This window comes from Kluyvera intermedia, assembly GCF_034424175.1.
In the GTDB taxonomy this organism is placed as follows: domain Bacteria; phylum Pseudomonadota; class Gammaproteobacteria; order Enterobacterales; family Enterobacteriaceae; genus Kluyvera; species Kluyvera intermedia.
This window is the reverse complement of sequence record NZ_CP139986.1, coordinates 1,820,506-1,833,382: the sequence shown is the minus strand read 5'-3', so window position 1 is coordinate 1,833,382 and position 12,877 is coordinate 1,820,506. Positions and strand designations below refer to the sequence as shown.

Sequence of the window (12,877 nt, the reverse complement as noted above, 5' to 3'; positions counted from 1 at the left end):
CCATTACGGCGACGGCCGGTGCAAAAAAGAAAAATTGCCCCATTTTTTTCTGTTTCCTCAGCGACAACAACTGTCGTTTTTTAAGTAAATATCTATCCGGTACTAAGCCCGGCCTCTTTTATTGGATGATTGTTTTGATGTAAAAAAATAACCGACGTGGGAATCACGTCGGTTAGTCTCGTTTTTTACATTCGACATATTTTGCACCAACCGGAAGCAAAAAAACAAGCGAATGCGATCATGAACAAAGCCGTTACTCGTCTAAATGGCTGATAATTAGACAATCCACAAATCGTAAACCTCAGCGATAGCACTATTTGCTAAAATAGAGGTGATTTACTCCATCGGCATACGTAACGGGTCAGGATATTGGTACTCAAACCTTAGCTCGTGACAGATACGATTACCGTCAATTATCTTACCCTGCCCAGCCCCACTATCGCTGAACACCGGCACCGCTAACCCCAGTTCTCGCGCCATTTGTGGGTAGAAAACATGACGCGCCGGATGTTCTGGGGCACAGATGTTATAAATGTGCCCACCTTTCGGCGCTTGTAATAACAACGTAATAGCAGAAATCACATCTTCCAGATGCACAAGGTTCACCCCGTGCTGACCATCTGGTGCTGATTTTCCGGCAAAGAAACGTCCTGGGTGCCGCGCTGGCCCGACCAATCCCGCCAGGCGCAGGATATCCACCGAAGTCCCCGGCAGTTGATGCAACCAGTCTTCCAGCTCTTTAAGCACTCTACCGCTGGCAGTCACCGGTTCACGACGCGTTGTCTCTTTCACCGTGCCCGCTTCTTTACCGTAAACCGAAGTGGAACTGGTAAAGATAATGCGCGGAATGTTGTGCGCCAACGCGGAATCGACAATTTCCTGCACCGCCTGATGATAGAAATCGTCGCCCTCGCCGCTTCGACGTGCAGGCAAAGTGATAACCAATGCGTCGACGTTCATCAATGCATCAAGATCATCTGTTTCGCACACCAACTGAGGGTCGAGGCGCAACGGGTAGCTATCAATGCCGCACATCCGCGCTGCTTCCACGCCATCTTCAGTCGTTTTACTGCCGGTAACCTGCCAGCCGCGCGCCATTAACGACAGCGCTAATGGCATACCCAGCCACCCTAACCCGACAATTGCCACTTTCTTCATTGCGCTATCTCCTGATTGTTGCCGCACTCCTCTACTACTAAGGCTACGCCACAGCGTCAAAACTGACAATTTATAGTGGCAACATGAATTGATTTAATGAATGAAAAAAGCACTTGCCTTCAATGACAAAAGTGGTTTAGGTTAAAAGACATCAAGTGAATAGTCATTCAACGAGAAATTTATGAGCCGCGTTCAAATTAAACTGCACCATCATCACCATCACCCTGACTAGTCTTTCAGGCGATGTGTGCTGGGAGATATTCAGATCTTCCAGTGGTGCATGAACGCAAGAGAGCCCCCGGAAGATATCTTCCGGGGGCTTTTTTTTTGAACCAAATTCAGCAGGGTAAAAAGGAAAACAGAATGTTAGATAACAGCCGTTTACGCATAGCTATTCAGAAATCAGGTCGCCTGAGCGATGATTCACGCGAGTTATTGGCTCGTTGTGGCATCAAAATTAACCTCCACACTCAGCGTCTGATTGCGATGGCGGAAAATATGCCTATCGATATCCTGCGCGTTCGCGATGACGATATCCCGGGCCTGGTGATGGACGGCGTGGTAGATCTTGGCATTATCGGTGAGAACGTCTTAGAAGAAGAGCTGCTTAACCGCCGCGCTCAGGGCGAAGACCCGCGCTACTTTACCCTGCGTCGTCTGGACTTCGGCGGCTGCCGTCTGTCGCTGGCTACCCCGGCGGATGAAACCTGGAACGGCCCAGCAGCCCTCGATGGTAAACGTATCGCCACCTCTTACCCGCACCTGCTAAAGCGTTACCTCGACCAAAAAGGCATCAGCTTTAAATCCTGCCTGCTGAACGGCTCTGTTGAAGTGGCTCCGCGCGCCGGTCTGGCTGACGCCATCTGTGACCTCGTCTCTACCGGTGCAACGCTTGAAGCTAATGGTCTGCGTGAAGTAGAAGTGATGTTCCGCTCAAAAGCCTGCCTGATTCAGCGCGACGGCGAGATGAGCGAGTCCAAACAGCAACTGGTTGATCGTCTGTTAACCCGTATTCAGGGCGTGATTCAGGCCCGCGAATCGAAATACATCATGATGCACGCGCCAACTGAACGTCTGGATGAAGTCATTGCCCTGCTGCCGGGCGCTGAACGCCCAACGATTCTGCCGCTGGCAGGTGACCAACAGCGTGTCGCAATGCACATGGTGAGCAGCGAAACCCTGTTCTGGGAAACCATGGAAAAATTGAAAGCCCTGGGTGCCAGCTCAATTCTGGTGCTGCCGATTGAGAAGATGATGGAGTGACCGGATGCCTGATGGCACGCAGCTTGTCAGGCCTACAAGAATTGTCACACGCATTGATATTACGGCCCTTGTAGGCCGGATAAGGCAAAGCCGCCATCCGGCAAGGCCCCATGATGGAGTAACGACCATGAGCTTCAATACCTTGATTGACTGGAACCGCTGTAGCCCCGAGCAGCAGCAGGCGCTGTTAACACGCCCGGCAATTTCGGCGTCCGATAGCATTACCCGCACGGTAGCGGAGATTCTCGACAACGTAAAAAACAACGGTGATAGCGCCCTGCGCGAATACAGCGCGAAGTTTGATAAAACCGAAGTCGGCGCACTGAAAGTCTCCACAGAAGAAATTCAGCAGGCCAGCAGTCGTCTGAGCGACGAGCTTAAGCAGGCGATGCAGGTAGCGGTTGGTAATATCGATACCTTCCACAACGCGCAAATCTTGCCGCCGGTGGATATTGAAACCCAACCAGGTGTTCGCTGCCAGCAGCTTACCCGCCCTATAGACTCGGTTGGCCTTTATATTCCAGGCGGTTCTGCACCGCTGTTCTCCACCGTATTAATGCTGGCGACCCCGGCGCGCATTGCTGGCTGCAAAAAAGTGGTGCTGTGCTCGCCGCCACCGATTGCCGATGAAATCCTCTACGCCGCGCAGCTATGCGGCGTCAAAGACGTGTTTAACGTCGGCGGCGCACAGGCGATTGCCGCACTGGCGCTGGGAACCGAATCCGTCCCGAAAGTGGATAAAATCTTTGGGCCGGGTAATGCCTTTGTTACCGAAGCTAAACGTCAGGTTAGCCAGCGCCTTGATGGCGCAGCCATTGACATGCCGGCTGGCCCGTCGGAAGTGTTGGTTATCGCCGACAGTGGCGCGACGCCTGATTTTATCGCCTCTGACCTGCTTTCTCAGGCCGAACACGGCCCGGACTCTCAAGTGATTTTACTCACGCCAGACGCGCAGATTGCTGAGGCCGTCGCCGTCGCTGTTGAACGTCAGCTTACGGAGCTCTCCCGCGCCGAGACTGCCCGTCAGGCGCTCTCTGCCAGCCGCTTAATCGTGGCCAAAGATCTGGCACAGTGCGTTGAGATCTCTAACACCTATGGCCCGGAGCACCTGATTATTCAGACCCGTAACGCTCGCGAGCTGGTTGACGACATCACCAGCGCCGGTTCTGTTTTCCTCGGCGACTGGTCACCGGAATCGGCTGGCGACTACGCTTCCGGCACCAACCACGTGCTGCCAACCTACGGCTACACTGCCACCTGTTCAAGCCTTGGGCTGGCAGATTTCCAGAAACGGATGACCGTTCAGGAATTATCACGCGATGGTTTCTTAAGCCTCGCGGCCACCATTGAGACGCTGGCGGCCGCCGAGTTACTGACCGCCCACAAAAATGCCGTCACCCTGCGCGTTAACGCCCTGAAGGAGCAAGCATGAGCATTGAACAGTTAGCCCGAGACAACGTTCGCGCCCTCACCCCATACCAGTCGGCTCGCCGTCTGGGCGGTAACGGTGACGTCTGGTTGAATGCCAATGAGTTCCCAACGGCGGTTCCTTTCACCTTAAGCCAGCAGACGTTGAACCGGTACCCGGAGTGCCAGCCAAAAGCGGTTATTGAAAACTATGCCGCTTATGCTGGCGTAAAACCCGAGCAGGTACTGGTGAGCCGGGGCGCGGATGAAGGTATCGAACTATTGGTACGCGCGTTCTGTGAACCAGGCCGTGACGCGGTGCTGTTCTGCCCACCAACTTACGGCATGTACAGCGTCAGCGCTGAGACCATTGGCGTGGAGTGCCGCACTGTACCGGCGAAGGCCGACTGGCAGCTGGATATCCCGGCGATTGCCGATAGCCTGACGAACGTCAAAGTCGTTTATGTATGCAGTCCGAATAACCCAACCGGGCAAATTATCAACCCGCAGGATTTCCGCACGCTGCTGGAGATGACCCGCGATAAAGCGCTGGTCGTCGCCGACGAAGCCTATATTGAGTTCTGTCCACAAGCGACGCTGGCAGGTTGGCTTGCGGAATATCCAAACCTGGTCATTTTGCGCACGCTATCAAAAGCCTTTGCGCTGGCTGGGCTGCGCTGCGGCTTCACGCTCGCCAACGAAGAAGTTATCGCATTATTAATGAAAGTGATCGCCCCATATCCACTTTCCACTCCGGTCGCCGATATCGCCGCGCAAGCCTTAAGTCCTCAGGGCATTGCCGCTATGCGCGAACGCGTGGCGCAGATTCTGAACGAGCGTCAGTATCTGGTGGACACATTACGTACCATCGATTGTGTCGAGCAGGTGTTTGATTCCGAGACCAACTACGTACTGGCTCGTATCAAAGCCTCCAGCCGCGTATTTAAATCTTTATGGGATCAAGGCATTATCTTACGTGATCAGAATAAACAACCCTCTTTAAGTAACTGTTTGCGTATCACTATCGGCACTCGTGAAGAGAGCCAGCGCGTGATTGACGCTTTGAAAGCGGAGACCGTATGACTCAGAAGTTTCTCTTTATCGATCGCGATGGCACCCTGATTTCCGAGCCGCCAAGCGACTATCAGGTAGACCGCTTTGACAAACTGGCCTTCGAGCCGGACGCCATTCCGGTGCTGCTGAAGCTGCAAAAAGCAGGCTACAAGCTGGTGATGATCACCAATCAGGATGGTCTGGGCACCGACAGCTTCCCGCAAGCCGATTTTGACGGCCCCCACAACCTGATGATGCAGATCTTCACTTCACAGGGCGTTGCCTTTGACGATGTGTTGATTTGCCCACACCTGCCGGCGGATAACTGCGAATGCCGTAAACCAAAAACCCAACTGGTAACCGCCTGGCTGGCAAACGAAGTGATGGATACTGCCAACAGCTACGTGATTGGCGACCGCGCCACCGATTTAGAGCTGGCGACCAATATGGGCATTACCGGCCTGCGCTACAACCGCGATACCCTTAACTGGGCCGCGATCGGTGAGCAATTAACGCGCCGCGACCGCTACGCGCGCATTGAGCGTAATACCCGCGAAACGCAGATTGACGTCGAAGTGTGGCTGGACCGCGAAGGTGGCAGCAAAATCAATACCGGCGTTGGCTTCTTTGATCACATGCTGGATCAAATTGCCACCCACGGCGGTTTTCGGATGAACATTACCGTGAAGGGCGACCTGTATATTGACGATCACCACACGGTGGAAGATACCGGCCTGGCGCTGGGTGAAGCGCTAAAAGTGGCGCTTGGTGATAAACGTGGCATCAACCGTTTCGGTTTCGTCCTGCCAATGGATGAATGCCTGGCACGCTGCGCGCTGGATATTTCCGGTCGTCCGCATCTGGAATATAAAGCTGAGTTTACCTACCAGCGCGTGGGCGATCTGAGCACCGAGATGATTGAGCACTTCTTCCGCTCACTGTCCTATACCATGGGCGTCACCCTGCACCTGAAAACCAAAGGTAAGAACGATCACCACCGGGTGGAGAGTCTGTTCAAAGTCTTTGGTCGCACGCTGCGCCAGGCGATTCGCGTCGATGGCGATACCCTTCCCTCCTCGAAAGGAGTGCTGTGATGAACGTGGTCGTCCTTGATACCGGCTGCGCTAACCTCAACTCGGTGAAGTCCGCAATTGCTCGCCACGGCTATGAGCCGGTGGTGAGTCGCGAGCCGGAAGTGGTGCTGCGTGCCGATAAGCTTTTTCTGCCGGGCGTCGGTACCGCGCAGGCCGCGATGGACCAACTGCGTGAGCGTGAGTTGATTGAGCTGATTAAAGCCTGTACCCAGCCGGTACTTGGTATCTGCCTCGGGATGCAGCTTCTTGGTCGTCACAGCGAAGAGACTCACGGCGTTGACCTCTTAGGGATTATCGACCAGGACGTGCCGAAGATGACCGATTTCGGGCTACCGTTGCCACATATGGGCTGGAACCGCGTTTATCCGAAAGCGGGCGATCGCCTGTTTCGGGGTATTGAGGACGGCACGTACTTTTACTTCGTCCACAGCTACGCCATGCCGGTCAACGAGTACACCATCGCACAGTGCCATTATGGTGAAGCGTTCACCGCGGCCGTGCGCAAAGATAACTTTTACGGCGTGCAGTTCCACCCGGAGCGCTCGGGTAGCGCGGGTGCACAGTTGCTGAAAAACTTCCTGGAGATGTAATGATCATTCCTGCTTTAGATTTGATTAATGGCACCGTTGTGCGTCTCCATCAGGGCGATTACGGCCAACAGCGCGACTACGGCACCGACCCGCTGCCGCGCTTACAAGATTATGCAGCACTTGGCGCTGAAGTCCTGCACTTGGTTGATTTAACGGGTGCAAAAGATCCCGCACAGCGGCAGATTCCGCTTTTAAAAACGCTGGTCGCGGGTGTCAATGTCCCGGTACAGGTTGGCGGCGGCGTGCGTACAGAGGAAGATGTTGCGGCACTGCTGGACGCCGGTGTGGCGCGCGTGGTGGTGGGTTCTACAGCAGTAAAATCACCGAATGTGGTCAAGGGCTGGTTTACACGCTTTGGCGCAGAGCATCTGGTGCTGGCGCTGGACGTGCGTATTGATGACAACGGCACGAAACAGGTAGCGGTCAGTGGCTGGCAGGAAAACTCCGGCGTCACGCTGGAAGAGCTGGTGGAAACCTATCTGCCTGTTGGCCTGCAACACGTGCTGTGTACCGATATCTCTCGCGATGGCACGCTGGCAGGCTCCAACGTTTCGCTGTACCAGGAAGTCTGCGCCCGCTATCCACAGGTGGCATTCCAGTCCTCCGGCGGCATTGGCTCGCTTGACGATATCGCCGCCCTGCGTGGTACTGGCGTGCGCGGCGTAATTGTCGGACGTGCGCTGCTGGAAGGTAAATTCAACGTAACGGAGGCCATCCAATGCTGGCAAAACGGATAATTCCTTGTCTCGATGTGCGCGATGGTCAGGTGGTTAAAGGGGTTCAGTTCCGCAACCATGAAATCATCGGCGATATCGTGCCACTGGCAAAGCGCTACGCCGACGAAGGTGCAGATGAGCTGGTGTTCTACGATATCACCGCCTCCAGCGACGGTCGCGTGGTGGATAAGAGCTGGGTTTCTCGCGTCGCGGAAGTTATCGATATCCCGTTCTGCGTGGCCGGTGGCATTAAATCCATTGAAGATGCCTCACGCATTCTCTCTTTTGGCGCAGACAAAATCTCCATCAACTCCCCCGCCCTTGCTGACCCGGAACTCATCACCCGTCTGGCCGACCGTTTTGGCGTGCAGTGTATTGTGGTGGGGATTGATACCTGGTATGACGCTGACAGCGGAAGATATCACGTGAATCAATATACCGGCGATGAGAGCCGCACCCGCGTGACCCAATGGGAAACCCTGGATTGGGTGCAGGAAGTGCAAAAGCGTGGCGCGGGCGAAATCGTCCTCAACATGATGAACCAGGACGGCGTGCGTAACGGCTACGACCTGGCGCAGTTAAAAAAAGTGCGCGATGTTTGCCGTGTACCGCTTATCGCCTCGGGCGGTGCGGGCACCATGGAACACTTCCTTGAAGCTTTCCGCGACGCGAACGTCGACGGCGCGCTGGCGGCATCGGTATTCCACAAGCAGATTATTAATATTGGCGAACTAAAAGCGTACCTGTCAGCACAGGGCGTGGAGATACGGGTATGTTGACTGAACAACTGGACTGGGAAAAAACCGACGGACTGATGCCCGCCATTATCCAACATGCGGTTTCCGGCGAAGTGTTAATGCTGGGCTATATGAACCAGGAAGCATTGGTGAAAACGCAGGAAACGGGCAAAGTGACCTTTTTCTCGCGCACTAAGCAGCGTCTATGGACCAAAGGCGAAACTTCCGGCAACTTCCTGAACGTGGTGAGCATCGCCCCAGACTGCGATAACGATACTCTGCTGGTACTGGTGAATCCGATCGGCCCCACCTGCCATAAAGGGACTTCAAGCTGCTTTGGCAATACCAGCCACCAGTGGCTGTTCCTGTATCAGTTAGAACAACTGCTGGCCGAGCGTAAAAACGCCGACCCGGACAGCTCTTACACCGCCAAGCTGTATGCTAGCGGGACTAAGCGTATTGCGCAGAAAGTGGGTGAAGAAGGCGTTGAGACTGCACTGGCGGCAACGGTGCATGATAAGTTTGAGCTCAAAAATGAAGCGTCGGACTTGATGTATCACCTGCTGGTACTGCTGCAGGATCAAGAGTTGGATTTGACGGCGGTGATTGAGAATTTGCGGGACCGACATAAATAACAAAACAGGCCCGGAGCAGATGCTGGCGGGCCTGTTTTTTTCACGATACCGTGGCGCTAGTGGCGGTTACGGTACTCGCGGAGTGCGTTGCGTCCAAGTACGATGCCGGAGCCAATCATGCCACCTAATAGAACGGCTAGCACCAGCACAATGGCGCGTTTCGGACTATCACGGCGGATAGGAAGATCCGGTTTCATCACATAGCGATAGGCATGGATGGTTTTCGGGTCAACTTTAATACGCTCAATATCCAGCAGGTTGTTTTTTGTCTGGTAGTAATTACCCGGGAAGACCAGCGGACGAGTCGCTTCATTTTTAATCATCGCGCTCAGCCCTTCGCTGCCCAGCAGGAACAGAGTATCTTGCGTCACATCCTGCGGCTGCTGTTGCTGTGGCTTGACGATATTGGCTTCTTGCGCGTACTTCAACGCTTCTTTAATTTGTTTCAGGCGCAGAGTACGTTGCTCTTCAGCAACGGTTTCCTGGGTTTCTAAAGAGGAGGACAGCGTCAGGATTTGCTGTTTGATGCTATCGTTCAAATCGAGATGCAGTTCATCTGCGACCTGTTCATCAATCTTCTGGATATACTGCGCCAACGTTTTCTGTGCTTCTTGGGCACTACCGCCCACATAGGTAATCTGAATAGGTAATTCATGTCCTTTAATAGCCTGATCTACCGTCAGTTTTTCGGGTTTATCTTGATTATCTAGCTCATTCGAGAGAGCCGAAAGCGCCGAGGAAAAGCGACTAACAACTCGATTTTGGACTTCCTCCATTTTGACCGAGCCGTCTGGATAGAGCACTTTTAAAGCGATACTGTATGTAGCTATTTGTGCAGCATCCGGTTGCGTCACAATGGCCGTTGAAGTCCATTTTTCTTTGGCTACAAACAGATAGGCCACAGCCAGGATAAGGATAATCATGACACTGGCTATAATAGTTACTTTGCCACGCCAAAGCTGCACTACTAAATCAATTAAATCGATTTGCTCTGGTTCGGAACGATCCTTCACTGCTCCGCTGTTACTTGCTTGCGTCATATAAACCCTAACTGAAATAAAGGTATAAAAGCCTGCCATTCTAAACATTATTCTAATAATTACTATCAGAATTAACCCAGAAAAAAGACAGAGTTATCAGAGATAACGACTCTATTTTTGGCTGCTGATGATTATCATTTCCATCAAGTGTAACTTCATTTATTGATAAGGCAAAAAATACGGCGTTTTTTAGAAAAATAATCAATTGTGATGATAAATCATGCAATGCCCCCTAGCTGGGGCATTGCATCAGTCAAAAAATCTAATCATTACCAAAGAGATCGCGGGTATAAACTTTGTCTGCTACATCCGCCAACTCTTCCGCCATTCTGTTGGAGACAATCACATCAGCTTCCTGCTTAAAAGCATCCAGGCTACGTACTACGCGTGAGTTGAAAAATTCATCTTCTTTCATCGCTGGTTCATAGATGATCACCGGAATGCCTTTAGCCTTAATACGCTTCATGATCCCCTGAATAGAGGACGCGCGGAAGTTATCAGACCCCGACTTCATCACCAGGCGATAGATGCCGACCACTTTAGGCTGGCGAGCAAGGATAGAGTCAGCAATAAAATCTTTACGTGTACGGTTAGCGTCGACAATCGCGCCGATAATGTTATTTGGCACCGCAGCGTAGTTAGCAAGAAGTTGCTTGGTATCTTTCGGCAAGCAGTAGCCACCATAACCAAACGACGGATTGTTGTAATGGTTACCAATGCGCGGATCCAAACAAACCCCTTCAATAATCTGACGAGAGTCCAGACCCAGGCTTTCCGCATAACTGTCTAACTCGTTAAAGTAAGCCACACGTAATGCCAGATAAGTATTGGCGAAAAGTTTGATGGCTTCCGCTTCAGTAGAATCGGTAAAGAGAGTCGGGATATCTTTCTTCCGAGCCCCTTCCTGCAATAACGAAGCGAAACGCTCAGCACGTTCGGAGCGCTCACCAATCACAATACGTGACGGGTGCAAGTTGTCATACAGGGCGCGACCTTCACGCAGAAATTCGGGTGAGAAAAAGATGTTGTCGATACCCAATCTTTCTTTAATCTCTTTAGTGAAACCGACCGGGATGGTAGATTTTATGACCATCGTCGCATGCGGGTTAATCTCGATAACATCGCGAATAACCGATTCAACGCTCGACGTATTGAAGTAATTTGTTTTCGGATCGTAGTCGGTTGGCGTCGCGATGATCACAAAATCGGCATCGCGGTATGCGTCATGCTTATCTGTGGTCGCACGGAAATTCAGCGTTTTCGTCGCCAGATACTCTTCAATCTCTTTGTCGACGATCGGTGATATTTTCTGATTCAGCATGTCGACTTTGGCCTGAATGATATCCAGCGCCACAACTTCGTGATGTTGGGCGATCAAAATGCCGTTCGAGAGGCCAACGTAACCTGTTCCTGAGATAGTTATCTTCATTCGCTCTGTAACTTCTTCCGGTTAAACATTTAAGGGTAAGCGTGTTACCGCCGTGAGACCCAACATCGTGTTATCGGATCAACATGTGGCCCCAGTATATCGCGAATCAGTATAACGGCGCCTATCAGAGCTGACTGAATGCTGTTTTCAGACAATAAAAAAGCCCGAAGGAGCGCTCCGGGCCTGCATTTAGTGGTTAGCTAATTCAGATTAATCCAGCCACTCGGTGTGGAACACACCGTCTTTATCAGTACGTTTATAGGTGTGCGCACCGAAGTAGTCACGCTGAGCCTGAATCAGGTTCGCTGGCAGAACCGCAGCACGATAGCTATCGTAGTAAGCCACGGCGGCAGAGAACGTTGGTACCGGAATACCGTTCTGCACAGCGTACGCGACGACATCACGTAGCGCCTGCTGATATTCATCAGCGATATTTTTGAAATACGGTGCCAGCAGCAGGTTCGCGATGCCTGCATTTTCAGCATAGGCGTCGGTGATTTTCTGCAGGAACTGAGCACGAATGATGCAGCCCGCGCGGAAGATCTTCGCGATTTCGCCGTAGTTCAGATCCCAGTTATACTCATCGGACGCTGCACGCAGCTGAGAGAAGCCTTGCGCGTAGGAGACGATTTTACCCAGATACAGAGCGCGACGAACTTTCTCGATAAACTCAGCTTTATCGCCCGCCAGTTTGGCCTGTGGGCCAGACAGCACTTTAGATGCCGCAACACGCTGCTCTTTCAGAGAAGAGATGTAACGCGCAAACACGGATTCAGTGATCAGAGACAACGGTTCACCCAGATCCAGTGAGCTCTGGCTGGTCCACTTACCGGTACCCTTGTTCGCTGCTTCATCCAGAATCACATCAACCAGGTATTTACCTTCTTCATCTTTTTTGGTGAAGATGTCTTTGGTGATGTCGATCAGGTAGCTGCTCAGCTCGCCTTCATTCCACTCAGTGAAAGTGGTAGCCAGCTCTTCATTAGACAGGTTCAGGCCGCCTTTCAGCAGAGAATACGCTTCAGCAATCAGCTGCATATCGCCGTATTCAATACCGTTGTGAACCATTTTCACGTAATGACCCGCACCGTCCGCACCAATATAGGTCACGCACGGTTCGCCATCTTCAGCAACCGCAGCAATCTTAGTCAGGATTGGAGCAACCAGCTCGTATGCTTCTTTCTGGCCACCAGGCATGATAGATGGGCCCTTCAGGGCGCCTTCTTCGCCGCCAGATACGCCGGTGCCGATAAAGTTAAAACCTTCTGCAGACAGTTCACGATTACGGCGAATAGTGTCCTGGAAGAAGGTATTGCCGCCATCAATAATGATGTCGCCTTTATCAAGGTATGGCTTCAGGGAATCAATGGCAGCATCAGTTCCCGCGCCCGCTTTCACCATTAACAGGATACGACGTGGGGTTTCAAGAGACTCGACGAATTCTTGTACCGTGTAATGTGGCACCAATTTCTTGCCTGGGTTCTCGGCAACAACTTCTTCGGTTTTTTCACGGGAACGGTTAAAGATGGAGACGGTATAACCACGGCTCTCGATGTTGAGCGCCAGATTGCGCCCCATCACTGCCATACCGACAACGCCGATCTGTTGCTTGGACATTACATACTCCTGTCAGGTGTGGTAACCCAGCGGAACTGACTCCGAGGGCTTAAACGAACAACATGTTAACTCAGGGGCGAGGCAAGAAGGTAGCAATTGATGCACTCAAAATACAAGAACGATTCAATGTATAATTTT

At 52.2% G+C, this 12,877-nt stretch carries 13 protein-coding genes and 1 other annotated feature; of the genes, 9 read left to right on the top strand and 4 right to left on the bottom strand.

Going from position 1 to position 12,877, the window contains the following annotated elements; genetic code table 11:
* Window positions 1-336: 336 nt before the first annotated feature.
* Window positions 337-1,158 carry an SDR family oxidoreductase gene (locus U0026_RS08715; protein ID WP_062778281.1) on the bottom strand — a complete coding sequence of 274 codons (822 nt, stop codon included), beginning with the start codon at window positions 1,156-1,158 and terminating at the stop codon, window positions 337-339.
* Between the two features lie 181 nt (window positions 1,159-1,339).
* Between U0026_RS08715 and hisL the strand changes: the two genes are divergently transcribed.
* From hisL to hisIE, 9 genes are all read left to right on the top strand, one after another.
* Window positions 1,340-1,390, top strand: a complete 51-nt coding sequence (gene hisL / locus U0026_RS08710; RefSeq protein WP_126441002.1) for a his operon leader peptide — start codon at window positions 1,340-1,342, stop codon at window positions 1,388-1,390.
* Window positions 1,366-1,486: a sequence feature (His leader region), on the top strand. It overlaps the preceding gene by 25 nt.
* A gap of 35 nt (window positions 1,487-1,521) precedes the next feature.
* On the top strand, window positions 1,522-2,421 hold the full coding sequence (gene hisG / locus U0026_RS08705; protein WP_062778283.1) for an ATP phosphoribosyltransferase: 900 nt from the start codon (window positions 1,522-1,524) through the stop codon (window positions 2,419-2,421).
* Between the two features lie 127 nt (window positions 2,422-2,548).
* Window positions 2,549-3,853 (top strand): histidinol dehydrogenase, encoded by a 1,305-nt coding sequence (gene hisD / locus U0026_RS08700; protein WP_062778285.1) that lies wholly within the window; start codon window positions 2,549-2,551, stop codon window positions 3,851-3,853.
* Complete coding sequence (hisC, locus tag U0026_RS08695; RefSeq protein WP_062778287.1) at window positions 3,850-4,911, top strand: histidinol-phosphate transaminase; 1,062 nt, start codon at window positions 3,850-3,852, stop codon at window positions 4,909-4,911. Before hisD ends, hisC begins: the two co-directional genes overlap by 4 nt.
* Window positions 4,908-5,975 (top strand): bifunctional histidinol-phosphatase/imidazoleglycerol-phosphate dehydratase HisB, encoded by a 1,068-nt coding sequence (gene hisB / locus U0026_RS08690; protein WP_062778289.1) that lies wholly within the window; start codon window positions 4,908-4,910, stop codon window positions 5,973-5,975. Before hisC ends, hisB begins: the two co-directional genes overlap by 4 nt.
* Window positions 5,975-6,565, top strand: a complete 591-nt coding sequence (gene hisH, locus U0026_RS08685) for an imidazole glycerol phosphate synthase subunit HisH (protein WP_062778291.1) — start codon at window positions 5,975-5,977, stop codon at window positions 6,563-6,565. Before hisB ends, hisH begins: the two co-directional genes overlap by 1 nt.
* Entirely contained in the window at window positions 6,565-7,302 is a 738-nt protein-coding gene (hisA, locus tag U0026_RS08680) for a 1-(5-phosphoribosyl)-5-[(5-phosphoribosylamino)methylideneamino]imidazole-4-carboxamide isomerase (RefSeq protein ID WP_062778293.1), read from the top strand. Before hisH ends, hisA begins: the two co-directional genes overlap by 1 nt.
* The gene (gene hisF, locus U0026_RS08675; protein ID WP_062778295.1) at window positions 7,284-8,060 is read left to right on the top strand and encodes an imidazole glycerol phosphate synthase subunit HisF; all 777 of its coding nucleotides are present in this window, start codon (window positions 7,284-7,286) and stop codon (window positions 8,058-8,060) included. Before hisA ends, hisF begins: the two co-directional genes overlap by 19 nt.
* Complete coding sequence (gene hisIE / locus U0026_RS08670; protein WP_062778296.1) at window positions 8,054-8,653, top strand: bifunctional phosphoribosyl-AMP cyclohydrolase/phosphoribosyl-ATP diphosphatase HisIE; 600 nt, start codon at window positions 8,054-8,056, stop codon at window positions 8,651-8,653. The genes hisF and hisIE overlap by 7 nt, the downstream gene beginning before the upstream one ends.
* Window positions 8,654-8,709: 56 nt before the next feature.
* Here hisIE and wzzB read toward each other — a convergent pair whose 3' ends face one another.
* The 3 genes from wzzB to gndA form a co-directional block, all read right to left on the bottom strand.
* Window positions 8,710-9,693, bottom strand: a complete 984-nt coding sequence (gene wzzB / locus U0026_RS08665) for an LPS O-antigen chain length determinant protein WzzB (protein WP_062778298.1) — start codon at window positions 9,691-9,693, stop codon at window positions 8,710-8,712.
* A gap of 262 nt (window positions 9,694-9,955) precedes the next feature.
* Window positions 9,956-11,122 carry a UDP-glucose 6-dehydrogenase gene (gene ugd, locus U0026_RS08660; protein ID WP_062778299.1) on the bottom strand — a complete coding sequence of 389 codons (1,167 nt, stop codon included), beginning with the start codon at window positions 11,120-11,122 and terminating at the stop codon, window positions 9,956-9,958.
* A gap of 210 nt (window positions 11,123-11,332) precedes the next feature.
* A complete protein-coding gene (gene gndA / locus U0026_RS08655; protein ID WP_062778301.1) occupies window positions 11,333-12,739 on the bottom strand; it encodes an NADP-dependent phosphogluconate dehydrogenase in 1,407 nt (468 codons plus the stop codon).
* Window positions 12,740-12,877: the final 138 nt, after the last annotated feature.